Origin of the sequence: Bacteroides galacturonicus, from assembly GCF_003096855.1 — a bacterium.
GTDB classification, from domain to species: domain Bacteria; phylum Bacillota; class Clostridia; order Lachnospirales; family Lachnospiraceae; genus Lachnospira; species Lachnospira rogosae.
This window is the reverse complement of the sequence record NZ_QEOA01000008.1, coordinates 167,337-193,333: the sequence shown is the minus strand read 5'-3', so window position 1 is coordinate 193,333 and position 25,997 is coordinate 167,337. Positions and strand designations below refer to the sequence as shown.

Below are 25,997 nucleotides of genomic sequence, written 5' to 3'. Positions count from 1 at the left end.
AACCGAAGTAATCTGTCTTAAATGCTTCGTTCGACTTGCATGTGTTAAGCACGCCGCCAGCGTTCATCCTGAGCCAGGATCAAACTCTCATAAAAAGTTTGCCTTGTCAGTTACAAACTAACTAGCTTAATAATAGTTTCCTTATACTGTGTTTAAGGATTCATTCAATTGCTTGAATGATGTTCACAAAAGATGTATACTTAATTCTATCGAATTCTGTACTCATCTCGAAATTCTAAAAAAGAATTTTCAAGGTTGTCTTTCTGTTCAGTTATCAAAGTTCATTGCTTTCAAACTCAGTATTTATCTATGTTTGAGAAGCTTTTGTGTCGCTCATCTCTCGTGGCGACTTGATTATAATATCACTTGTTATTTACTTTGTCAACACTTTTTTACATTTTTTTGAATTTTATTTTAAATTGTTGTAAAAATAATTTAAAACTCACTCATTCTTCATATCAATGCTCTGATTGCAAACAATCAAGTCCATCAAAAACATTCAATAAAGATAATGTAAACTGCATTAACGCTTCTGGTTAAATATTAACCCTGTGAAGCTTTAAGTAAATAACTTTTCATAACCAGCTTAAGAAATCCCATAGAAAAAGCTCGCAACCATATGGTTGTGAGCTTGATCCTGCCAAGCGGAGAAAGAGGGATTTGAACCCTCGCGCCGGTTGCCCGACCTACACCCTTAGCAGGGGCGCCTCTTCAGCCTCTTGAGTATTTCTCCAGATTCCATATATAAACGATTATGAAATTATGCTTTGACGTACTCACGCGTCAATCGCATAGCTGATTATAGCAGAGCATATTATTGTTGTCAATACATTTTTTATTATTCTTTTCTATATTCTTTAATTGCTGTTTCATATAAGTTATTACCTTCGCTGTCTATTACTACGACAACAGGGAAATTCTCAACCTCCAGTTCTCTTATTGCCTCTGTTCCAAGGTCATCATATGCAATAACTGTTGATTTCTTAATACATTTGGAAAGGATAGCACCCGCTCCGCCAACTGCCGCAAAGTATACTGCCCCATTTCTTACAATTGCATCTATTACTGCCTTGCTTCTTTTGCCTTTGCCTATCATTCCCTTAAGTCCAAGGTCTAAAAGGTCTGGTGCATATTTATCCATACGACTTGCAGTTGTTGGACCTGCTGAACCTATTGGTCTTTGTTCTCTGGCTGGTGATGGTCCCATATAATATATTATGTTATTCTTCATATCTATTGGAAGCTGCTCTTTTCTTTCAAGAGCCTCTGCCATTCTCTTATGAGCTGCATCTCTTGCTGTATAGATAGTTCCTGTTATATATACATAATCTCCCGATTTAAGACTTCTTGCATCTTCATCACTTATTGGTGCATTAATATATTTATCCATATTAATCCTCATTTCTGTTATATTAGTCTTTATATACGATGTAAGGCTCACAATGTCAAAATATGTCTATGCCTGCATAAAATAATACTTCTACCTTTTAGATGTGCCTTACATCTATTATATATATTGTTATATAAGCTATTATATTACCCTATGTGCGTGTCTGTTTACGTGACAGCACATATTAACTGCTACTGGAAGACCAGCTATATGTGTTGGGTATGTTTCTATATTTATGGCAAGTGCTGTCTGTGTGCCGCCAAGTCCACCCGGTCCTATTCCTAACTTGTTAATCTTTTCAAGCATTTCCTTCTCAAGTTCATTGACATATGGTACTGGTGAAGGTTCTTCTACATTTCTTGTAAGTGCTTTCTTTGCAAGAAGTGCACACTGTTCAAATGTACCACCAATTCCAACTCCTACTACCATAGGAGGACAAGCGTTAGGACCTGCATCTTTTACTGCTGTTAATATAGCTTCCTTAACACCTTCTATTCCGTCAGCAGGCTTTAACATAAATACCCTGCTCATATTCTCACTTCCAAAGCCCTTAGGTGCAACAGTAATATCCACCTTATCACCTTCTACAATATTGTAATGAATAACTGCCGGTGTGTTGTCTTTGGTATTCTCTCTTATAATAGGGTCTGATACTACTGACTTTCTTAAATATCCGTCAACATATCCCTGACGTACCCCTTCGTTAATGGCATCTGTTATATTACCATTAGTAAAATGTACTTCCTGTCCGACATTTATAAATATAACTGCCATCCCTGTATCCTGACATATAGGAATCATATCATTACCTGCTATATCAAGATTCTCGTTGAGCTGGTTAAGAACCTTCTTTCCTAATGGTGATTCTTCTGTGGCAACTGCATTTTTAAATACCTTTTTCATATCATCTGTCAAAAAATGATTGGCTTCTATACACATTTCTTTAATGTTCTGTGTGATTATATCCACATTTAACTCTCTCATATCCACATTCTCCTCTTAATAATTGGTCTGAATAGGCAAAAGCCACCAATTGTAATTGTATACAACTGATGGCTCTTAATTATAATTATATTATTTATAATTATATTATTTATAATTATATTATTGCTGCTGGTCTTTTTCTGCCGCGTCTAGTAATCTGTCAATTGATTTATCCTGTATGTCCACAGCATCTTCTTGTGTATCTGTTGCAATATTTTCTTCAGAATAACCATTTTCATCACTGGCTTCACTGCCATTCTCATCAGATGGGTTCTTTCTTACTTTGGAAACTGTAGCAACTTTTACACCCTCATCAAGATTAATAAGCTTAACTCCTGATGTTATTCTTCCTAATGTAGATATATCCCTGCATGCAAGTCTGATTATAATTCCCTCAGTTGTAATAAGCATTACTTCTCTTGTATCGTCTACAGCCTTAGCACCTATAACATTACCTGTCTTTTCTGTTATCTTGTAACATTTAACACCTTTGCCACCACGATGCTGTACTGCATACTCATTAATATCAGTCTTCTTACCCATACCATTCTCAGATACGATAAGCATAGTATTACCCTGATTATTAAGCTGTACTCCTACCACTTCATCTGTATCCATAAGATTCATACCTATGACACCCATAGCTGACCTTCCTGTAGGTCTTACGTCTGTTGCCTTAAATCTTATGCACATACCAAGTTTAGTTACCATCATAACTTCTGTTGTATCATCAGTAAGTTTAACTTCAATAAGCTCATCATCATCTCTTAAAGTCATTGCCTGAATTCCATTCTTTCTTATGTTGGCAAATTCTTTGCAAGGTGTCTTCTTAACTATACCATTTTTAGTCGCCATAAACAGATAATCGTCATCTTTGATGTCTTCTATCTTAACTGGAACGACTGCTGTTATAGTTTCGCCCGGTGCAAGCTGTAACAGGTTGATTATAGCTGTTCCTCTGGAAGTTCTTCCTGCTTCTGGGATTTCATAAGCCTTTAACTTATATGCTCGTCCTGTATTAGTGAAAAATGTAAGTACATAGTGTGATGTTGTCATAAACAAATCTTCAATGTAATCTTCTTCAAGTGTCTGCATACCTTTAATTCCCTTGCCACCTCTGTGCTGGCTCTTGAAATTATCCGGTGTCATTCTCTTTACATATCCCATATTAGTACGTGCAATAACACAAGGCTCATCTGGTATAAGATCCTCCATAGAAATATCATACTCATCAAATCCTATAGATGTTCTTCTGTCATCTCCGTATTTGTCTGCTATTATTGATATCTCTGTCTTAATAACTGTAAGAAGCTTATTCTTATCAGCAAGGATTGCCTTATACTCATCAATCTTCTTCTGTAATTCAGCAAGTTCTGCTTCTATCTTGCTTCTTTCCAGACCTGTCAGGGCACGGAGTCTCATATCTACGATAGCCTGTGACTGTGCCTCTGTGAGATTGAACTCTTTCATCAGGCTTTCCCTGGCTGTCTGGACATTTTCCGAACCTCTGATTATTGAGATTACCCTGTCGATATTATCAAGTGCAATTATTAAACCTTCTAATATGTGAGCTCTCTCCTCAGCTTTGTTAAGGTCGTATTTTGTTCTTCTTGTAACAACATCTTCCTGATGCATAAGGTAATATTTAAGCATCTCGTAAAGATTAAGCACCTTAGGCTGGTTATCTACCAGGGCAAGCATAATAACGCCAAATGTATCCTGAAGCTGTGTATGCTTATATAACTGATTAAGAATAATATTAGGATTAACATCTCTTCTTAACTCTATAGCTATTCTCATACCCTCTCTGTCTGACTCATCTCTTAAATCTGTAATTCCGTCAATTCTCTTATCTCTTACAAGCTCAGCAATCTTCTCAATAAGTCTTGCCTTATTAACCATATATGGAAGTTCTGTAACAACAATTCTGTTCTTTCCATTAGTCATAGGCTCAATGTTAGTAACCGCTCTTACCTTAATCTTGGCTCTTCCTGTTCTGTAAGCTTCCTCTATTGCTGTCTTTCCTATAATTGTTCCGCCAGTAGGGAAATCAGGACCTTTGACAATCTCTAATATCTCCTCTAGCGAAGTATCTCTGTTATTCTCTATCTTATTATCAATTATCTTAACTACTGCACCTATTACTTCCCTTAAGTTATGTGGTGGAATATTAGTAGCCATACCAACAGCTATACCTGATGTTCCATTAACTAAAAGGTTAGGATATCTTGATGGAAGAACTGTAGGTTCTTTCTCTGTTTCATCAAAGTTAGGTATAAAATCTACTGTGTCTTTGTTAAGATCTGCTGTCATCTCCATAGAAATTCTGCTAAGTCTAGCTTCTGTATATCGCATCGCAGCAGCTCCATCTCCATCGACAGAACCAAAGTTACCGTGTCCATCAACAAGTGGATATCTTGTATTAAAATCCTGAGCAAGCTTTACAAGGGCTTCATATATTGATGAATCACCGTGTGGGTGGTATTTACCCATTGTATCACCTACGATACGGGCACACTTTCTATGTGGCTTATCAGGACCATTGTTAAGTTCAACCATAGAATACAATATTCTTCTCTGAACCGGCTTAAGACCATCTCTTACATCAGGCAATGCTCTTGAAGCTATAACGCTCATCGCATAGTCTATGTAATAATCTTTCATAGTCTTTTGCATATCTACTTCCTGAACTTTATCAAAGATATGTTCATCCATTAATATATTTCCTTTCTTTAACACATATAGTAAATATTATTCTGCCTAAATATCGAGATTTTTAACATATTTGGCATTAGTTTCTATAAATTCTCGTCTTGGTTCTACCTTATCACCCATAAGTGTTGAGAATGTAACATCAAGGTCTGCCTCGTCATCCTCTTTCATATCTACTCTTAATAATATTCTCTTATGAGGATCCATAGTTGTATCCCAGAGCTGTTCAGCATCCATTTCACCTAATCCCTTGTAACGCTGAACCTTGTTGTTCTGGTCACGTCCGATTTCAAGCATAATATTATTAAGTTCTTCATCACTGTAGGCATACCATACCTTCTTGTTCTTCTCAACCTTGTAAAGTGGTGGCTGTGCAAGGTATACATGTCCCTGTCTTATAAGCTCAGGCATAAATCTGTAGAAGAATGTAAGAAGCAGTGTTGCGATATGAGCACCATCAACATCGGCATCTGTCATAATAATAATCTTATGATATCTTAATTTGCTTATATCAAAATCTTCGTGTATGCCTGTACCAAAGGCTGTTATCATAGCCTTTATCTCTTCGTTGCCTAATATTCTGTCAAGTCTTGCCTTCTCAACATTTAAAATCTTACCTCTAAGCGGAAGGATTGCCTGTGTTGCACGGCTTCTTGCTGTCTTAGCTGAACCACCGGCTGAATCACCCTCAACGATGTATATCTCGCAGTTCTCAGGGTTCTTATCTGTACAATCTGCAAGCTTTCCTGGAAGTGATGTACTCTCAAGTGCTGTCTTTCTTCTTGTAAGATCTCTTGCTTTTCTTGCAGCCTCTCTTGCTCTTTGTGCAAGAAGTGACTTCTCACATATAGACTTGGCTACTGATGGATTCTGCTCTAAGAATATGCCAAGCTGTTCTGAAACAATGCTGTCAACGGCACTTCTTGCTATAGTATTACCAAGCTTCTGCTTAGTCTGTCCTTCAAACTGAGGGTCTTCAATCTTGACACTTACAATTGCTGTAAGTCCCTCTCTTATATCATCACCTGAAAGGCTCTGGTCGCTGTCTTTTAATATCTTATTCTTTCTTGCATAATCGTTGAAAGTCTTAGTCATAGCATTTCTAAAACCAGCAAGATGTGTACCACCCTCAGGTGTCTTTATATTATTAACAAATGTGTCTACAACCTCGTTAAAGCCGTCATTATGCTGGAATGCTACTTCTACCTGTACGTTATCCTTAACACCCTCACAGTATATAACCTGACTATAGAGAGGCTCTTTGCTCTTGTTGATATACTCAACAAATTCCTTGATACCACCCTCATAATGGAAAGTTTCTTCCTGTTCAATACCTTCTCTTAAGTCAGTAAGAACAATCTTAATTCCTTTAGTTAGGAATGCCATCTCTCTTAATCTGTGCTTTAACACATCGTATTCAAATATTGTTGTTTCCTGAAAGATTTCTTTATCAGGTAAAAATGTAACCTTTGTTCCTGTCTGCTCTGCTGGACAATCACCGACAACTCTTAAATCAAAGCATACATTGCCTCTTTCATAGCGCTGTTCATATATATGTCCATTTCTCTTAACTTCAACTTCCATCCATTCTGACAATGCGTTAACTACTGATGCACCAACACCGTGAAGACCACCAGATACCTTGTATCCTCCACCACCGAACTTACCACCGGCGTGAAGCATAGTGTATACAACTTCAATGGCAGGCTTTCCTGTTTCGTGGTTGATATCTACAGGTACTCCTCTACCATTATCTGTAACCGTTATTGAATTGTCTTTATTAATAAATACCTTAATAACATTACAGTATCCTGCAAGTGCCTCATCTACCGCATTATCTACTATTTCATAAACAAGATGGTGTAATCCTCTTGCAGATGTACTTCCTATGTACATACCAGGTCTTTTTCTAACGGCTTCAAGACCCTTTAATATCTGAATCTGATCTCCACCATAATTCTGCTCTGCCATATTACCTCATTTCTGCAGCCTCATCGCCGCACATTATGTGACTTACTGTTCCATTAGTTACTTTAAATACTTTATTAATATTAATTCTATTATTAATAAATTCGTCCAATCCTGTACAGGTGACTATTGTCTGTATATCTCCTATGCTGTTAAGCAGAAAATTCTGCCTGTTACTGTCAAGCTCAGACAATACATCATCTAACAGTAATATAGGTTTGTCCTTAATAATCTTCTTGACAAGCTCTATCTCTGATAACTTAAGTGATAAAGCTGCTGTACGCTGTTGTCCCTGAGAACCGTATTTCCTGACATCTTTTCCGTTAATGTTAAATACAAGGTCATCTTTGTGCGGCCCTGCACAGGAACATTTATACTTAATATCCTTCTTGCGATACTCTGATAAAGCACTGCCTAATTCATCTTCATTGACAAATGGCACATACTCTACAACAAGCTTTTCACTTCCACCTGTAAGCTTTGAATGTATTTCGCTAATAATAAGATTAAGTTCCCTTATGAACTTTTTTCTGCCTTCTATGATACATTTACCGTATCGCTCAAACTGCATATCCCATATATCAAGTGAGCTTATCATCTCCTCTGACGGATTAAATGCCAGTTCTTTTAATAATTTATTTCGCTGTCCAAGTACTTTATTAAAATTAACAAGATTACTAAGATATATTTTGTTAAGCTGGCTTAACTCCATATCCATAAAACGTCTTCTCTGCGAAGGTCCGTCTTTAATAATGTTAAGATCCTCTGGCGAAAAAAGCACAACATTAATTATACCAAATAAATCAACAGCTTTCTTTATAGGTATTCCATTAACAGCTATACCTTTTGGCTTATTGCTCTTTAAGTGCATATCAATACGATAACTTATATCATTCTTAATTACATTAGCTTTAATATGTGACTCAGACTCTCCGAATTTGACTATATCTTTATCTTTGCTTCCCCTGTGTGACTTAGAAGTCGCACAGAAATATATAGATTCTAAAATATTAGTCTTACCCTGTGCGTTATCGCCATATATAATATTGACATTTTTATCAAAATTCATATTCAAAATATCATAATTACGGTAATTTTTTAAATCAAGAGACTCTATTATCACAATTACACCTGCTGTTATTAATTATTTTTAATTAGAAGCTTATTGCCCTCAAATTCTACTATTTCGCCGCCAACAAGCTTTTTGCCTCTCTGTGTCTCGACCTTTCCGTTCACTTTAACAAGTCCGTCCTGAATGACTATCTTGGCTTCAACTCCAGACTCAACAAAGCCTGCGGCTTTAATTGCCTGTCCTAATTTGATGAATTCATCACCATTTCTGATTGTTATTTCTTCCATAATACGCTCCATTTCTAATATTTACCATTAAGCTGTAAAGTTTACTGGAAGTATTAAATATATATAAGACTGTTCTTTATCTCTTATAAAGCAAGGTGCTTTAGGATTAACAAGATAAATATCAACTGTTTCATCATCAATAACTCTTAAAGCATCTAAGAGGAACTTAGGATTAAATCCAATCATTAGATCCTTACCCTCTTTCTCAATATCAATATCTTCGTTAAGAGTACCGATTGCTGAATTAACATTAACCTCTAATGAGCCATCTGTAATATTAATGATAATAGGCTTCTTCTCGCCCTCCTTAATAAGAAGATTAGCTCTGTCTATTGAATCAATAAATTCTTTCTTATTGATAACGACCTTAGTACCATAATCGCTTGAAAGCATCTGGTTAATCTTAAAATATTCTCCTTCAATAAGACGTGATACAACAGTTGTATTATCGAATTCAAATAAAATGTGGTTATTAGTAAAGTATACATTTACCATATTTTCTGCATCAGTAGATAATATCTTACTAATTTCCTGTAAAGTCTTACCAGGAACAACTACTTTAACGTCATCTGCACGTCCTTCAAGATTGAAGTTTCTAATAGCGATACGGTGTCCATCAAGACCTACAACTTTAAGTACATTATCAGATACTTCAAAAAGTTCACCTGTCATCATCTTGTTGTTGTCGTTAGGTGCAGTAGAGAAAATAGTCTGATTAATTACTTCTCTTAAATTAAACTGGGAAATAGTTATCATTTTATCTTTCTCTATGATAGGTAAATAAGAAAAATCATCTCCGGATTTACCGGCAATATTAAATTTACTCTTCTCACAGGTAATTAAAGATGTGTAATTAGCATCTGTAGTAATAGTAATCTCACTATCTGGAAGTTTTCTTACGATTTCAGAGAATAGCTTAGCATCAATAGCAACTTTACCTTTTTCTATAATCTCGCCTTCAACGATAGTTTCTATACCAAGTTCCATATCGTTACCAGTAAATTTAATAACGTTAGTAGTAGCATCAATAAGAATACATTCAAGAATGTTCATAGTTGTTCTTGTAGGAACGGCTTTCATTACAATACCAACTGCCTTATTCAAATCACTCTTAGAAAATACAAGTTTCATAATTGTTCAAAACTCCTTTCGGTGCCGTAAAGTTAATAACAGGCACATATATAAATATATATAATTCAGTAGTAGTTATAGTAGGGGCTGTGAATATGTTAAAAAGTCATACAAACCCAGTAAATATCAGCATTACACCATAGGATAACCAAGTTATTAGTAACTGTATTGCGTGTTAAAAACAATAAAAAAATGTTGATAAAAAATAAAATGAAAAATTCAAAAAAAAGTTATTAAATTTAATCAACATAAAAAGCACAGGCTATAAACAACATATCAATAATAATATGTGGATAAATCCACAATATGTTGATAACCATGTGGATAACTATGCAAATACAGGTGTACAACTGTTAATAACTCATGAAGGATTTATCTTTTTAATGATAATATCTATGGTATTGCGCATAGAATCATTCTTGACAACTTCCTGAGCTATCTTTTCAGCTCCGTGGATAACTGTTGTATGGTCACGGTTACCGAGAGCCTTACCAACTGCCTGAAGTGGAGCTGTGGTCATCTGACGGCACAGATACATAGCAATCTGGCGTGGATGAACAATGTCAGCTGTACGCTTAGATGATAAAAGGTCATCATATTTGACATTAAAATGGTCTGCAACCGTCTGGATAATAAGTTCAGGGGTTATCTCTTTTTTCGCATCAGGTGAGATAAGATCCTTTAATGTCTGTTCTGCAAATTCCACAGTTATAGGCGTATGTGAAAGCTTAGAAAATGCTGAAAGTTTAGTTAATGCACCTTCAAGCTCCCTGATACTTGACTTGATATGGGTAGCTACATAATCAGAAACTTCATATGGAATATCAAGTCCTGAAATCTCTGCTTTCCTATTAATAATAGCCATCTTAGTTTCATATGTAGGGATCTGTATATCGACAGGAAGTCCCATTTCAAATCGTGTTCTTAATCTTTCGGAGAGAGTTTCCATTTCCTTAGGTGGCTTATCAGAAGATATAACAATCTGCTTGCCGTCCTGATAAAGGGAATTAAAAGTATGGAAGAACTCCTCCTGAGTAGATTCCTTACCTATAATGAACTGTATATCATCAATAAGAAGAACATCAATATTACGGTAACGGTTTCTGAATGCAGCATTGCCTTTTTCTGCATTCTCCTTATTACGGATTGCATCAATAAGTTCGTTAGTAAATGTTTCACTTGTTACATACAACACCTTCTTGGAAGGATTGTTTTCTATTATAAAATGTGCTATTGCCTGCATAAGATGCGTCTTACCAAGTCCAACACCTCCATATATAAACAGAGGGTTATATACTTCCCCCGGTGATTCAGCAACAGCTAAAGACGCCGCATGGGCAAGGTTGTTGTTATTACCTACTACGAATGTTTCAAATGTGTAGTTAGGATTAAGATTAAGAGAAATATTCTTATTAGGAGAACTCTCCTGTGCTGTCTTTTTAGCAGTTTCTTCATTTAAAGTATCTTCTGAAATAATTCTTAATTTATAATCTTTTTTCATAATCTCACTAATGGTTACTTCGAGAAATTTAAGATACCTTTTTTCAACATAGTTAGCAGACATCTGTGTGTCTGAAAGAAGAGTTATTTCATTATCACTGACTGAAATAACCTGAAGCGGCTTAATAAATGTTGTAAAAGAAAGGTTCTGTATATCACATTCGTTCTTAAAGGTGTTAAGAATTAAATCCCAGTTATTAATAATTTCGTTCATATTATTCGCCTTTCTGGCAGTATTAGAATGATTACAACATTCCTTTATAATCATAAAGCATTTAAGTGTTTTTTTCAACAGAATTGTGGATAACTTTTAAAAAATAAGGTATTGTAAACATGCTGTGTATAAGTTTATGCAGTTGAAAAATGTCGAAAATACGCAATTTGTCAAGAAAATCATAGAGTTAACCACAATATCCATGAGAGTTATGCACAAGTTTTGCACAATATGTTGATAACTCGGTATAAGCTGTTGATATCAGTGTATAAATCCACATGATTAAAAAAACGTCAAAAAAAGTTATGTTTTGCTTGACTTTGCTATATATTGCGAATATAATTAGAACGATGTTTTAAAAAAAAGTGCTTAAGCACATTGAAACTTGAAGAATATTCTTACCATATATAATAATGGTAGTGAAGGAGGTGCATAGATTATGAAGATGACATTTCAGCCTAAGACAAGACAGAGATCTAAGGTTCACGGTTTTAGATCAAGAATGAGTACTCCAGGTGGAAGAAAAGTTTTAGCAGCAAGAAGAGCAAAGGGAAGAAAGAGACTTTCAGCTTAATTGATTTTACAGCAGATGAGTACGCCAGTATTCATCTGCTTTTTTCTTTATTATTATATTTATTGTAAATGAATTGCTTAAATGAGTTATTTATTAGAAATAATTCATTTATTGAAGATTAACCAGAATTTAATTTAAACAAATAATTATATGGTGGAGTGTTTATGAAGTACAAAGATTTTGAAACATTGAAGAAAAATGAAGATTTTAAAAAGGTATACAACAAAAGAAACTCTTACGCAAACAGAGAGTTAATTATGTATATCAGCAAGAACGGAACGGATACGAAAAGACTCGGTGTATCTGTGAGCAAGAAAGTCGGGAATAGTATTGTCCGACACAGACTGGCCAGATTAGTAAGAGAAGCCTTCAGGCTTAACACTAATCATATACCTGATGGCATAGATGTAGTAGTTGTTGTCAAGGCTGGTCTTAAAGACAAGGGTTATACAGAAACTTGTAAATCAATGATTCATCTTTTAAAGCTTCATAATATGTATAGGTAGATTATAATGGGAAAGAAGATAGTTATTAAACTTATTAGATTTTATCAACTGGTGCTGTCGCCATATAAAGGAAGAAGTTACTGTAATTATGTTCCTTCGTGTTCCCAGTATGCAGTAGAAGCTATAGATATGTATGGAGTTATATTAGGTGGATGGTTGGCATTTAAAAGAATATTAAGATGTAATCCTTTTCATAAGGGAGGATTTGATCCTGTACCTATTGGTAAATATAAAAGAAAAAGATTACATTAATAACCAGGAGGTTCGATTTGTTTAATGCAATTATTATGCCAATAGCTAAGGTGTTAGGTTATATATTTAACCTTTTATTTGAAGCTTTGAGCTTTTTACACATTGGAAATGTAGCTGTTGCAATCGTATTATTTACAATTATTGTTAAGCTTTGTATGCTTCCACTTAGTATTAAACAGCAGAAGCTTACTAAGCTTAATGCAGTAATGAGTCCGGAAATTAAGGCAATTAATGCCAAATATAAGGACAAAAGAGATGATCAGAATGCAATGATGAAGATGCAGGAAGAGACTAAGGCTGTATATGAGAAGTATGGCGTTTCACAGATGGGTGGATGCGTACAGATGCTTATACAGATGCCTATCCTTTTGGCATTATACCAGGTATTCAGATTTATCCCTCTTTATATTTCACAGTTAAAGAACTTATTTATAGCATTTCTTAAAGATAACGGCGGTATTATGGCTTTTGATGGTTATGCAGATACTATGAAGCAGTTCGGTGAGAATATAGACTGGACTAATGTTGATACAGCAATCACAGAGATTAATAAGTTCAGTGCTGATAAGTGGGAAGCTTTAAGAAATGCTTTCCCTGCATTTAGCGATACAATAGCTAACAGCCACTCAAGTCTTGAACATATGAATACATTTTTGGGTATTAATATGTCACAGGAACCAGGATTTGGATTTACACTTGCAATCCTTATACCTATCCTTGCTGGTGTAACACAGTTCATAAGTGTAAAGGTTGCTCAGTCTGGACAGAATACAGAAGTTGATGACGATAACCCAATGGCAGCATCAATGAAGATGACAATGTACATTATGCCATTGATGTCAGCATTTATCGCAATTTCAGTACCAGCAGGTCTTGGTCTTTACTGGATAGCTACAGCAGTTGTTCAGACAATTATTACTGTATTTATCAATCGTTACTATGACAAGCTTGGTGCGGACGAGATTGTAAAACGTAATGTAGAAAAGCGTAATAAGAAGCGTGCGAAGAAGGGTCTTCCACCAGAAAAGATAGCTAAAAATGCTACAACAAGCACTAAGAATATGTCTGCCAGCAGAGAAAAGGCTGTAAAGTCTTTAGAGCAGATTAAGGCTGAGAATGAAAAGAAGGTTCAGGAAATAAAAGAATCATCTAAGTATTATAAGACAGCTAAGCCAGGAAGCCTTGCAGAAAAGGCTGGAATGGTTGCCAAGTATAATGAGAAGAATACTAAGAATGGCGGCAAGAAGAATTAGTGTATACAGAGCAGATTAAAAAAGTAACAGACAATATTTTATAATTAGATAGTGAGGGCAAAACAATGGAATATATTGAAGTTACAGGTAGGACAATAGATGACGCACTTACTAATGCGTGTCTTAAGCTTGAAACAACAAGCGATAACATTGAATATGAAGTTATTGAAAAAGGAAGCAACGGTTTATTCGGTATTTTTAATTCAAAGCCAACAAAGATTAAGGCAAGAGTTAAGGCTGGTGTAGGTTCAGTAGATGATGAATTTAGCAAGTTAGAAGCTAAAGAAAAGAAGTCAATTGATGACACAATCAAGAGTGAGATTAAGGCCGAATCTAAGAAAGAAGTTGTTAAAGAGACAGAAAAGGCTGTTAAGAAAGAAACAGCTCCTAAGGCAGATAATTCAAAGGTAAGTGCAACACAGGCAGTTAATGCCAGTGAAGAAGATTTAGAAGAAAAAGCTAACAACAATGAACCAAGACCAGTATTATCTAATGAAGAAATCGAATCAAGAATAAGAACATTTCTTGGTGATATGTTCAGTGCAATGGATATTCCGGTTGAAGTAAAGATAACATTCGATACAGAAGAAGAATGTGTCAATGTTGAACTTATTGGCGAGAATATGGGACTTCTTATCGGTAAGAGAGGACAGACACTTGACTCAATCCAGTATCTTACAAGTCTTGTACTTAACAAGGGTAAAGAAAAGTATGTAAGAATTAAGGTTGATACAGAGAATTACAGACAGAGAAGAAAAGATACTCTTGAATCACTTGCAAAGAATATTGCATACAAGGTTAAGAGAAGCAGACGCTCAGTTGCACTTGAGCCAATGAACCCATATGAGAGAAGAATAATTCACTCAGCATTACAGGGTGATAAGTTCGTATCTACAAAGAGTGAAGGTGAAGAACCATTCAGACACGTCGTTGTATATCTTGACAGAGAGAAGGCTGGCAATAACAGATATTCAGAGCACAGATACTCAGATAACAATAGATATTCAAGATAATATGTTTTAATTTAAAGATTGCTGTGGTATTATTACAACAGCAATCTTTATTATTTAATAGGAAATTCCAATAGAATTTCCTATTAAATAATAGGCACTATGTGCCAGTGATGCGCACTCGCGTGAAGCTGTAGTTTGTCGCAAGCGACAGCACTCGGCGCGCAAAGAGTCACAAAGTGACTCTTTGTTCTTAAATAGCAGGAAATTATTACGATAATTTAGAAGGGAATATGTAGTATGGAGCAGACAATAGCGGCAATATCGACAAGCACAATGTCTAGTGGCGGAATAAGCATAGTAAGAATAAGCGGAGAAAATGCAATAAGTGTTGCAGATACAATATTTGAAGCTAAGAATAATAAAAAGTTATCAAAAGCAGACAGCCACACAATTCACTATGGCGTGATAAAAGATGGTGATGAGGTGATTGATGAGGTGCTTGTATCAGTAATGAAAGCTCCTAATACATATACAAGAGAAGATGTGATAGAGATTAACTGTCACGGAGGAATACTTGTAACAAGAAAAGTATTAGATACAGTGTTAAAGAATGGTGCAAGACCTGCTGAGCCTGGTGAGTTTACTAAGAGGGCATTTCTTAATGGACGCATTGATTTATCTCAGGCGGAAGCGGTTATAGATATTATTAATGCAAGAAATGATTATGCACTTAAATCATCAGTTAATCAATTAGGCGGAAGATTATCAGAGAAAATCACAGCTATCAGGGAAGTAATACTTGATAATGTAGCATTTATTGAGTCTGCATTAGATGATCCAGAACATTTTGATATTAATGATAATGTTGATAAAATGACAAAAGATGTGGATAACTGTGTGGATAAGGTTGATAAATTGTTGAAAACTTCCGACAATGGCCGTATTATGCGGGATGGAATAAGGACAGTAATATTGGGGAAAACTAACGCGGGTAAGTCAAGCCTTTTAAATGCGCTTGCGAAAGAGGAACGTGCGATAGTTACAGATATAGAGGGAACAACAAGAGATGTTCTTGAAGAACAGATTAATCTGTCAGGAATTACGCTTAATCTTATTGATACAGCGGGAATAAGAAAGACAGATGATTATGTGGAGAATATCGGTGTTAATAAAGCTAAGAAATATGCCTCAGAGGCAGATTTGATTATATTTGTCATAGATGCTTCAAGACCACTGGATAATAATGATTACGAGATTATGGACCTTATTATGAATAAAAAGGTACTTGTATTATTGAATAAATCGGATATACAGGCGGTTGTCACCAAAGAAGATATATTGAAGCATTTGTCGTGTAATGTAATATCAGTATCAGCTAAAGAAGAAACTGGTATTGACGATCTGGAAAATGAAATTAAAAATATGTTCTTTAACGGCGAGATAGAAACTAACGAAGAAATATATATAACTAACCTCAGACATAAAAATCTTTTAAGAGAGGCGTTAGAAAGCCTTAAGCTTGTTAAAGGTGGAATAGAGGCAGGAGTAAGCGAAGATTTTTTAACTATTGATATGATGAATGCTTATGAGAAGCTTGGTCTTATCATTGGTGAGGAAGTCGAGGACGACCTTGCAGACAGGATATTCGAGAAGTTCTGTATGGGTAAATAGTGTCAGGTTGTATAAAGTGTAATTGATTATATAAAGTATATTTAATTATATTAAAGATATTGATAAATATATATGTAAAGTTATTAAAGAAATGTAGTAAAAGTTACATAGAAAGGTTAAGGTTATGCCTAATATTAAAGAAACTTATGATGTAATAGTTGTTGGTGCGGGACACGCAGGATGCGAGGCAGCTCTTGCAAGTGCCAGACTTGGACTTGAAACAATTATATTTACTGTCAGTGTTGAGAGCATTGCAATGATGCCTTGTAATCCTAATATTGGAGGAAGTTCTAAAGGACATCTTGTAAGGGAGATAGACGCTCTCGGTGGTGAGATGGGTAAGAATATAGATGCAACATTTATTCAGTCAAAAATGCTTAATGCCTCAAAAGGCCCGGCAGTTCACTCATTGAGGGCACAGGCAGATAAGTCTGATTACAGCAGGCGGATGAGATGCGTGCTTGAGAACACAGATCATCTTCATATAAAGCAGGCAGAGGTGTCTGAGATAATAGTTGAGGACGGTGTTATAAAGGGCGTTAAGACTGTGTCGGGTGCTGTATATGAGGCTGAATCAGTTGTATTATGTACAGGTGTATATCTTAAGGCAAGGTGTATATACGGCGATGTAAGCTACCATACAGGTCCTAACGGACTTCAGGCGGCTAATCATTTAACAGATTCACTTATTAAAAATGGAATTGAGATAAGAAGATTTAAGACAGGTACACCAGCAAGAGTTGACAAGCGTTCAGTTGATTTTAGCAAGATGACAGAGCAATTTGGTGATAAGAGAGTAGTTCCATTTTCATTTGAAACAGACCCTGAGTCAGTTCAGAAGGAGCAGGTAAGCTGCTGGCTTACTTACACTAATGAGGATACACATAAGATAATAAAGGATAATATTGACCGTTCACCTCTCTATTCAGGAGATATACAGGGAACAGGTCCTAGATACTGTCCATCTATTGAAGACAAGGTAGTAAGATTTGCTGATAAGGACAGACATCAGGTATTCATTGAGCCAGAAGGCTTATACACTAATGAAATGTATCTTGGCGGAATGAGCAGTTCAATGCCAGAGGACGTCCAGTATGCAATGTATAGAACCGTACCGGGGCTTGAAAATGTAAGAATTGTCCGTAATGCTTATGCTATTGAATATGATTGTATAAGTGCAATACAGCTCAAATCTTCACTTGAATTCAAGAAGATTAAAGGTTTATTTGCAGGTGGACAGTTTAATGGAAGTTCAGGTTATGAGGAAGCTGCAGCACAGGGTATAATAGCGGGTATTAATGCAGCACTATATGTTAAGGGAAAAGAACCTCTTATACTTGACCGTTCAGAAAGTTATATAGGTGTGCTTATAGATGACCTTGTAACTAAGGAATCATTTGAGCCATACAGAATGATGACTTCAAGAGCAGAATACAGGCTTATATTAAGACAGGACAATGCTGATATAAGACTTAGCAAATATGGTTATGAAGTCGGACTTATATCTAAGGAAAGATATGACAAGCTTCAGTTAAAGATTAAGCTTATAGACGAGGAAATTCAGAGAGTAAAGGCTGTTAATATAGGAACCAGCAGTAATGTTCAGGACCTTTTAAGAGAAAATGGAAGCACTGAGCTTTTAACAGGTGTTACTCTTGCAGAATTAATTAAAAGACCGGAGCTTTCTTATGAAGTGCTCGCACCAATTGATAAAGACCGTACAGAGCTTCCTTGGGATGTTAAGGAGCAGGTTAATATTAATCTTAAGTATGAAGGTTATATAAGCCGTCAGATGCGTCAGGTAGAGCATTTTAAGAAGCTTGAGAAGAAGATAATACCAGACGGGCTTGATTATTATGCAATCAATGGATTAAGAAAAGAAGCTATGCAGAAGCTTGATAAGTTCAATCCAAGGTCAATAGGACAGGCATCAAGAATATCTGGTGTATCACCAGCAGATATATCGGTGCTTCTTGTGTATCTGGAGAGCTATAGAAGAAATAATAATTAATATAAAATATATTATACCAGGGGCAAAAGGTCTAAAACTATATGGGCTTGCTCATAGTTGGTGCTTTTTCCCTCAACATCAATATATATGATGGAAATTATTATATAGTAAAAAATGTTAGTGTATTAGAGGAGAAATTATGCCAAGTGCTATATTTAAAAGAAATTTAGAAAGCATAAATGTAGAACTGTCGGATAAACAGCTTGAACAGCTTGATAAGTATTATGAAATTCTTGTTGAGTGGAATAGTTTTATGAATCTCACAGGAATTACAGAGTATGAGGAAGTTATGTTAAAGCATTACCTTGATAGTCTTGTGTTAAAGCTGCCTATAGATGGCGGTAACCTCAATATTAAGCTTATTGATGTGGGAACAGGGGCAGGATTTCCAGGACTTCCATTAAAGATAGCCTATCCTGATACAGAGGTTGTGCTATTTGATTCTCTTAATAAAAGAATTAAATTCCTTGATGAAGTTATCGCACAGTTAGGCTTAAAAGGAATAAGCACAGTTCACGGACGAGCTGAGGATGGTGGAAAGTCTAAAGAATTAAGAGAACAATTTGATGTCAGTGTATCAAGGGCAGTCGCTGATTTATCAGTGCTTTCAGAATATAATCTTCCATTTGTTAAGGTAGGTGGATATTTTGTTGCATACAAATCAGGTGAGATTGATGAGGAGCTTGAGAAGTCTAAGAAAGCTATATTAATACTTGGAGGGCAGATTGAGAAAGTTGACAAATTCAAATTGCCTGAAACAGATATTGAGAGGTCACTTGTATATATAAAGAAGGTTAAGAATACGCCTAAGAAATTCCCGAGAAAAGCGGGATTACCTGCTAAAGAGCCGATAGGGTGATTGAATTAAAATAATATTTTATTGTGGTAGTTTGTTATATAGAATAATACATATGTCCGATTTATTCAAAGTATTGATTAAGTAATAAGTTGTAGAGATAAAATGTATTATATGTCTGATTTATTCAATAACATATTATATATGAAATGTTATATATAACATATTATATATGAAAATACCTGTTAAAACAGTTAGGTGTGTTAGAAATTAGTTCTAATGTATATCTGTTTTAGCAGGTATTTTTATATATCTATGGCAGAAATTATTTAAGTTACTTAAACATAAATTCATTTTCTTGCCAAACATATCTACAATAGTAGAAATTATTTAGGTTACTTAAACCTAATTACCAAATCTACTTTTTATCTGATATCTACAATAGTAGAAATTATTTAGGTTACTTAAACCTAATTACCAAATCTACTTTTTATCTGATATCTACAATAGTAGAAATTATCTTAAATATCAAAAATAGGTGTCACGCACCAATTTACATATCCAGGAAAATATCAGCCTGTTTGGCAAATTCTACAGGTTGTTCTATCTGTGGAAGATTCTTGCTGTTCTTAATCTCAACAACTTCTATTGCAGGGTTAAGATAAAGATACTCTGATACAGAAGTATCCTTGCTGTTCTCGCCAGTTATTATATATATGCAGTTATCAATATCAGATACGGCTTTGGCAATTGAGGCAGTAGTAAAATTGCATTCTGTGCTTGCAAAAAGAAATTTGCTTGAAGCTCCAGAAAGATGTGCATTTTCATAATAAGCATTAAGGTAATCAACAGGAACTATTCCGTTGTCGAATACATTTTTGGAAAGAATATTATTCAGGCGGTCTTTTCGCATACATATATTGTATATAGTAGTCCCAATTACAGGTATATCAAGAAGTCTGCGTCTTATGCCAGCACGTCTGCCAGGTACGGCTTTGGCTTTAGATACAGCCTTAGGACTTACAAGAATTATTTTATTATATAAATCTTTCTTGATATATACTGAACTTATGACCATAGGAGCGGAGTCGCCGGTTGCTATTATATCTGTCTTTTTGCCAATTACATTTGTTATAAAATCATTTAAAAGCTGTGTATACATATAAGTTGTATATGTTATCTGTGGTTTATCAGAATGTCCACAACCTAATAAATCAACAACATACAGATGATGTTTCTTGGATAAATAATGGACTGTATTATCCCATTCGTAGCCAGAGCTATAAGACTTCAAATCGTGAATTAAGAGGAGTGGAGGATTGTCGTAATTGCCATATGTGGAATATGCAATATTGCCAAATTTCCAGCTATAGGTGTGTTTAACAGTTTTGCCGGTATAATTATTAATTGTTGCTGATTCAAATATAAATTTATTAATAATGTGTGAGGTTGTTACAACGGCTGTTCCCATACCAACCGCAAGCCCCAGTTTCTGCCATTTATTCATATATTAATCTCCATTCATATTAATATTTTATGATATTATAATTATAATCCATATATAATTATGTGACAATATGCCTATTAAGGCAAATTAATAACTATTTAGGACTAGAATATTATATAAAAAGCTTTATTTTTAGTGACAAATAAGTTAAAATTTGTATAAAAGCTCGAAATTAATCGATTTAACTGATAGGCGGGTGTTACATATGTCAGAGAAGGCTGTTGAATACTTAAGTAAACAGATTGAAAATATAAATAATAAATTAAAAGAAATATCTGATGATATTCATTGCGTTGATATAGAGATTAATACTATTAATGATAAAATAACATTAATAGACAACAATACTGATAAGACAGAGGATATGTTTATATCATTTGGCAATGAGGTATTTGAGAGAAATCAGAATGAATTATTAAAGAGTAAAATTGATGATTTATTAAAACAAAAAGAGATATATCAAGAAAATTATAACCAATTATCCGTAAAAATGGAAGAAATGCAGGATGTTATCAACAATAATGATATTGAAACCATGGAAAATGTGGATAATAACAGTGATAGTACCAATATATTGTGGTTATTGGAGGCTGACAGAAAGAGAATATCAAGGGATATTCACGATACAGTCGTACAGAATTTGACAGCACTTATTCATAAACAGGAATTTGCTATTCAGATTGCTGATAGGGATTTGAATAGAGCTAAAATAGAAATGAATAATGTAAAGGGTATTGTCAAAGAAAGTATTAATGAGCTACGTAATATTATATACCAGTTAAGACCTATGGAACTTGATGACCTGGGATTTAACGAGGCATTAATGAATCTTCTTGATAAATTAGATGATAGTCATAAGGATATTATTATGCACTATACAATAGATTGCACAGATGATATATCGCACGTTGTGTGTATGTCAACTTTAAGGATAATTAATGAATTAACCAGTAACTCGTTTAAACACGCTGACTGCAATAATATATATATTGATATTGCAACAGATGATAATAAACTTACTATTAGTTATAAAGATGATGGATGTGGTTTCGATTTTGAACAGATTGGCAAGGTTAAATCTAATAATACAGGTTATGGAATAAGAATGCTTGTTGAAAGGGTTAATCTGCTAAGAGGTAGTATTAACTATAACAAAGATGAGAAAGAGTTTGTTATTAATATACCTTTGAAATAATAGTTTTTTGGGGGAGAAAATAATATGTCTGTTAATATTTTACTTGCAGATGATCATAAGATGATTAGAGAAGGTTTGAAACAGCTTCTTGAAATGTATGATGATATTAAAGTTGTAGGAGAGGCTGGAGATGGATTTGAATGTCTTAATCTTGCAGATAAGACACATCCTGATGTAATACTTCTGGATATTAATATGCCTAATCTTGACGGACTTCAGGTGCTTAACATAATTAAAACTCAGAAAATGGATTGCAAGGTTATAGTTCTTACAATTCATAATGAAATTGAATATTTGATTAAGGCTATAGACTTTAATTGTGATGGGTATATACTTAAAGACTCAGATTTTGATACATTGAAAAATGCAATTATGACAGTATACGAAGGACAGACATACATAGAGCCAACACTTGTTCCATTACTAAATGTACGTCTGGCAGAGAGAGATTTGATGAAAGACAAATCAAAAGAACTTACAAGACGAGAAGTGGAAGTACTTAAAATGATTGCTTCTGGTTCATCAAATAAAGAAATAGCAAGTACATTAAGCATAAGTGAGAGAACTGTTAAAAATCACGTTTCTAATATATTTAAAAAGATTGATGTATCTGATAGAACGCAGGCGGCAGTGTTTGCAATTAAAAATGATATTATTAAGTTAAAGTGATAGATTGGTGCTGAATATAAAAGATAAGTGCTTATTATTTGTTGTTGGAGTTGAATTCATTAGTAACAATAATAATAATTATAGGATAACGTAATGAATTGAATATAGTAGATAGATTTAATTAATGGAGTGGGTGATATGTTTCACGTGAAACATATCATCTGCTTTTTGTTGTTTAGGTTGTGAAAGTATAAGCTATAAAATATAAAAGTATTGCTTGAAATATAGAATTTGAAAGTATTAGCTGCAAAAAATCAAGACGTAAAGTAGAGTGGAGAGTTATATTGAATGGTTATATAATATTGTATGTTGGTGAAAATAATAATGTAAACCGTAATAAAACGTGTAATATAATAAATAAAAATATTTGTTAAATAAAATTCAAAAACTTTAATGGTATTCAAGAAAATGTGTGCAAGAAAATATAGATTGAAAGCTAGATACTTTCTATTTATATATTATATTGTACCATTTTATTGATTATAGTACGAATATTATAAAACAATATTATTTGCATAATTAAAAATACATAAATTAGCAGATTATATTGAGGTAAATCTATTGAAAAAAATAGATTTGAGTATTAAACTATAGATATGTGACTATTAATTAAAATGAATGTTTTACATCAAAATGCTTATTGTGTTTCACGTGAAACATTTTACACTTGCATTTCACATATAATGAATACATATCAATTAATTATAAGCACTATATTATTAATCGGAGGCTGATTATGGGGAGAGTAATAGCAATTGCTAACCAGAAGGGTGGTGTTGGTAAGACAACAACGGCAATTAATTTAACAGCTTGCCTTGCAGAGGCAGGACAAAAAGTTTTACTTATAGATATTGACCCACAGGGTAACGCAACAAGTGGAGTTGGAGTGGATAAGAATGAAGCAGACAAAACTGTATATGATGTAATTCTTAGAGAGTGTGATATATCCGAGGCAATAATTAAAGATGTATATGATAATATGGACTTACTTCCATCAAATATGAATTTAGCTGGAGCAGAGATTGACCTTATAGATGTTGAAGATAGAGAATATGTACTTAAAGAAGAAGTTGCAAAGATAAGAAGAAATTACGATTATATAATAATGGACTGTCCTCCATCTTTAAGTATGCTAACAGTTAATGCAATGACAGCTGCAGATACAGTGTTAGTACCAATACAATGCGAATACTATGCACTTGAAGGTTTGTCACAGTTAATCTATACAATTAATCTTGCTAAGAAAAAGTTAAATAAAAATCTTGAATTAGAAGGTGTTGTGTTTACAATGTATGACTCAAGAACTAATCTTTCATTGCAGGTTGTTGAAAATGTCAAGGATAATCTTAAACAGAATATATACAAGACAATTATTCCTAGAAATATAAGATTAGCAGAAGCTCCAAGTTATGGACAGCCAATAAATATATATGATACAAGATCAACAGGTGCAGAAAGTTATAGATTATTGGCACAGGAAGTTATGGAAAGAGATAAAGAAATAAAGGAGAAATAATATGCCAACAAAGTCAACTGGAACTAAAAGTTCTGCCAAAAGAAGTAAGACAAGTGGATTGGGAAGAGGAATTTCTAATTTAATACCTGAAGCACCTACAGAAGAAAATGTAGTTGTTAAAGAGGTAGTCAAAGAAGTTGTAAAGGAAGTACCAGCAGAAACTAAAGTGAAATTATCTTTGATAGAGCCTAATAAAGATCAGCCAAGAAAAGCATTTGATGAAGATGCGTTGATTGAATTATCAGAATCGATAAAACAGTACGGTGTATTACAGCCATTATTAGTTCAGAAGAAAGATAATTACTATGAGATTATAGCAGGTGAGAGAAGATGGAGAGCTGCTAAGCTTGCAGGTGTTAAGGAAGTACCAGTAATTATTAAAGACTATTCTTCACAGGAGATAATGGAAATTGCTCTTATTGAAAATATTCAGAGAGAAGATCTTAACCCAATTGAAGAAGCTAAAGCATATCAAAGACTTATTAAAGATTATAGACTTAAACAAGATGAGGTTGCAGAAAAGGTTTCTAAGTCAAGAGCTGCAATTACTAATTCATTAAGATTATTAAAGCTTGATGAGAGAGTCCAGGATATGGTGATTGAAGGTAAAATCAGCAGCGGACACGCAAGAACAATTATAACAATCGAAGATAAAGATAAGCAGTATATGATTGCTCAGAAAATATTTGACGAGAAGTTAAGTGTGAGAGATGTAGAAAAATTAATGAAAGCACTTGAAGCACCAGAGAAACCAGAAAAGAAAGCTCCGAAGAATGATTTTGTCTATAGAGATTTAGAGCAGAAGATGAAGGCAATTATGGGAACTCAGGTTGTAATCAAGAATAAGAATAACAATAAAGGAAAAATAGAAATAGAATATTACTCTCAGGCAGAATTAGAGAGAATATACGAATTATTGCAGAAGATTAACTAAATAATACTTTCAAATATAATGAGCACAGAGTGCTCATCTTAAAAGTTCCTTGCGGAACTTTATATGTGCTGGAAAGCAGCACGAAAATTAAGAAATAATGATCACAGAGTGTTCATCTTAAAAGTTCCTTACGGAACTTTATATGTGCTGGAAAGCAGCACGAAAATTAAGAAATAATGATCACAGAGTGCTCATCTTAAAAGTTCCTTGCGGAACTTTATATGTGCTGGAAAGCAGCACGATATTTAAGATATAATACAAATATATTAAAACAATAAATAATTAACGAAAGGAATAAAACAATGTTAGATGTATTTGGATTGTTTAGCGTACCAACATTATATGTGCTTATTGGAATAATCGTATTATTGATAGTGGCAATTATTCTTTCTATTGTAGCCATTGCGAAGTCATCGGCAATGAAGAAGAAGTACAACATTATGATGGAAGGCTCAGAAGGAAAGAGTATCGAGAAAATAATTAAAGAGTATACTGACGATGTGAAACTTTTAAAAGAAACATATGAGAACAATACAAAATCAATCAAAGATATATATGATAAGATGCAGTATACATTTCAGAAGGTTGGAATTGTTAAGTATGATGCTTTTCATGAAATGGGCGGCAAATTAAGTTTTGCAATATGTATGCTTGATAAAAATGATAATGGCTGTCTTGTTAATGTAATGCACAGCAATAACGGCTGTTTTGCGTATATTAAAGAGATTATTAATGGTGAGTCATTTATTGAATTAGGTGATGAGGAAGCCAATGCGTTAAAGCAGGCAGTTGCTGGAAGAATGGGTGATGTTGAGCTTAGCAGAGAAGTCAACGATATAGTTAATAATTAAAATGATGAAAATAATAATGGCAATACTAGAATAATAACGAATATAATAAAG

Annotated in this window: 22 protein-coding genes, 1 tRNA gene and 1 rRNA gene; 13 read left to right on the top strand and 11 right to left on the bottom strand. The window is 34.2% G+C overall.

Annotated elements, in window-relative coordinates; genetic code table 11:
• From C7390_RS12820 to dnaA, 10 genes are all read right to left on the bottom strand, one after another.
• A 16S ribosomal RNA gene (locus C7390_RS12820) occupies positions 1–95 on the bottom strand; the annotation flags it as partial.
• Positions 96–645: 550 nt separating this feature from the next.
• Positions 646–733, bottom strand: a tRNA-Ser gene (locus tag C7390_RS12815).
• A 105-nt stretch (positions 734–838) separates the two neighbouring features.
• Entirely contained in the window at positions 839–1,396 is a 558-nt protein-coding gene (locus C7390_RS12810) for a Fe-S-containing hydro-lyase (protein WP_456362887.1), read from the bottom strand.
• 135 nt (positions 1,397–1,531) lie between these two features.
• The gene (locus tag C7390_RS12805) at positions 1,532–2,374 is read right to left on the bottom strand and encodes a fumarate hydratase (RefSeq protein ID WP_022501172.1); all 843 of its coding nucleotides are present in this window, start codon (positions 2,372–2,374) and stop codon (positions 1,532–1,534) included.
• A 120-nt stretch (positions 2,375–2,494) separates the two neighbouring features.
• Entirely contained in the window at positions 2,495–5,089 is a 2,595-nt protein-coding gene (gyrA, locus tag C7390_RS12800; protein ID WP_116444302.1) for a DNA gyrase subunit A, read from the bottom strand.
• A 45-nt stretch (positions 5,090–5,134) separates the two neighbouring features.
• Entirely contained in the window at positions 5,135–7,057 is a 1,923-nt protein-coding gene (gene gyrB, locus C7390_RS12795) for a DNA topoisomerase (ATP-hydrolyzing) subunit B (RefSeq protein ID WP_055177331.1), read from the bottom strand.
• Between the two features lies 1 nt (position 7,058).
• Positions 7,059–8,177, bottom strand: a complete 1,119-nt coding sequence (gene recF, locus C7390_RS12790) for a DNA replication/repair protein RecF (RefSeq protein WP_022501175.1) — start codon at positions 8,175–8,177, stop codon at positions 7,059–7,061.
• 17 nt (positions 8,178–8,194) lie between these two features.
• Positions 8,195–8,413, bottom strand: a complete 219-nt coding sequence (locus C7390_RS12785; protein WP_022501176.1) for an RNA-binding S4 domain-containing protein — start codon at positions 8,411–8,413, stop codon at positions 8,195–8,197.
• Between the two features lie 27 nt (positions 8,414–8,440).
• Positions 8,441–9,544 (bottom strand): DNA polymerase III subunit beta, encoded by a 1,104-nt coding sequence (gene dnaN, locus C7390_RS12780; RefSeq protein WP_055307002.1) that lies wholly within the window; start codon positions 9,542–9,544, stop codon positions 8,441–8,443.
• A 361-nt stretch (positions 9,545–9,905) separates the two neighbouring features.
• The gene (dnaA, locus tag C7390_RS12775; protein ID WP_022501178.1) at positions 9,906–11,258 is read right to left on the bottom strand and encodes a chromosomal replication initiator protein DnaA; all 1,353 of its coding nucleotides are present in this window, start codon (positions 11,256–11,258) and stop codon (positions 9,906–9,908) included.
• Between the two features lie 439 nt (positions 11,259–11,697).
• On the opposite strand from dnaA, the gene rpmH reads away from it, so the two are divergent.
• The 8 genes from rpmH (at position 11,698) to rsmG (ending at position 19,337) form a co-directional block, all read left to right on the top strand.
• Entirely contained in the window at positions 11,698–11,832 is a 135-nt protein-coding gene (rpmH, locus tag C7390_RS12770; protein WP_022203928.1) for a 50S ribosomal protein L34, read from the top strand.
• 164 nt (positions 11,833–11,996) lie between these two features.
• On the top strand, positions 11,997–12,338 hold the full coding sequence (gene rnpA / locus C7390_RS12765) for a ribonuclease P protein component (RefSeq protein WP_055177335.1): 342 nt from the start codon (positions 11,997–11,999) through the stop codon (positions 12,336–12,338).
• Between the two features lie 6 nt (positions 12,339–12,344).
• On the top strand, positions 12,345–12,590 hold the full coding sequence (gene yidD / locus C7390_RS12760) for a membrane protein insertion efficiency factor YidD (RefSeq protein ID WP_055177337.1): 246 nt from the start codon (positions 12,345–12,347) through the stop codon (positions 12,588–12,590).
• Between the two features lie 17 nt (positions 12,591–12,607).
• Positions 12,608–13,843, top strand: a complete 1,236-nt coding sequence (yidC, locus tag C7390_RS12755) for a YidC/Oxa1 family membrane protein insertase (RefSeq protein ID WP_318295700.1) — start codon at positions 12,608–12,610, stop codon at positions 13,841–13,843.
• A 65-nt stretch (positions 13,844–13,908) separates the two neighbouring features.
• Complete coding sequence (gene jag / locus C7390_RS12750) at positions 13,909–14,856, top strand: RNA-binding cell elongation regulator Jag/EloR (protein WP_055177343.1); 948 nt, start codon at positions 13,909–13,911, stop codon at positions 14,854–14,856.
• Between the two features lie 237 nt (positions 14,857–15,093).
• The gene (gene mnmE / locus C7390_RS12745; RefSeq protein ID WP_116444301.1) at positions 15,094–16,467 is read left to right on the top strand and encodes a tRNA uridine-5-carboxymethylaminomethyl(34) synthesis GTPase MnmE; all 1,374 of its coding nucleotides are present in this window, start codon (positions 15,094–15,096) and stop codon (positions 16,465–16,467) included.
• Between the two features lie 124 nt (positions 16,468–16,591).
• Positions 16,592–18,478: a tRNA uridine-5-carboxymethylaminomethyl(34) synthesis enzyme MnmG gene (gene mnmG, locus C7390_RS12740; protein ID WP_116444300.1), complete on the top strand. Its 1,887-nt coding sequence runs from the start codon at positions 16,592–16,594 to the stop codon at positions 18,476–18,478.
• A 139-nt stretch (positions 18,479–18,617) separates the two neighbouring features.
• The gene (gene rsmG, locus C7390_RS12735) at positions 18,618–19,337 is read left to right on the top strand and encodes a 16S rRNA (guanine(527)-N(7))-methyltransferase RsmG (protein ID WP_090141272.1); all 720 of its coding nucleotides are present in this window, start codon (positions 18,618–18,620) and stop codon (positions 19,335–19,337) included.
• Between the two features lie 490 nt (positions 19,338–19,827).
• On the opposite strand, the gene C7390_RS12730 is transcribed toward rsmG, so the two are convergent.
• The gene (locus tag C7390_RS12730) at positions 19,828–20,781 is read right to left on the bottom strand and encodes an alpha/beta fold hydrolase (protein ID WP_055177354.1); all 954 of its coding nucleotides are present in this window, start codon (positions 20,779–20,781) and stop codon (positions 19,828–19,830) included.
• 205 nt (positions 20,782–20,986) lie between these two features.
• On the opposite strand from C7390_RS12730, the gene C7390_RS12725 reads away from it, so the two are divergent.
• The 5 genes from C7390_RS12725 (at position 20,987) to C7390_RS12705 (ending at position 25,946) form a co-directional block, all read left to right on the top strand.
• Complete coding sequence (locus C7390_RS12725; protein ID WP_116444299.1) at positions 20,987–21,976, top strand: sensor histidine kinase; 990 nt, start codon at positions 20,987–20,989, stop codon at positions 21,974–21,976.
• Between the two features lie 24 nt (positions 21,977–22,000).
• A complete protein-coding gene (locus C7390_RS12720) occupies positions 22,001–22,645 on the top strand; it encodes a response regulator (RefSeq protein ID WP_055177360.1) in 645 nt (214 codons plus the stop codon).
• 736 nt (positions 22,646–23,381) lie between these two features.
• Positions 23,382–24,161, top strand: coding sequence for a ParA family protein (locus tag C7390_RS12715; RefSeq protein ID WP_055177364.1), 780 nt, complete (start codon positions 23,382–23,384; stop codon positions 24,159–24,161).
• A gap of 1 nt (position 24,162) precedes the next feature.
• A complete protein-coding gene (locus C7390_RS12710; RefSeq protein ID WP_055177366.1) occupies positions 24,163–25,095 on the top strand; it encodes a ParB/RepB/Spo0J family partition protein in 933 nt (310 codons plus the stop codon).
• A gap of 302 nt (positions 25,096–25,397) precedes the next feature.
• Complete coding sequence (locus C7390_RS12705) at positions 25,398–25,946, top strand: DUF4446 family protein (RefSeq protein WP_090141296.1); 549 nt, start codon at positions 25,398–25,400, stop codon at positions 25,944–25,946.
• The last annotated feature ends 51 nt before the right edge of the window (positions 25,947–25,997 follow it).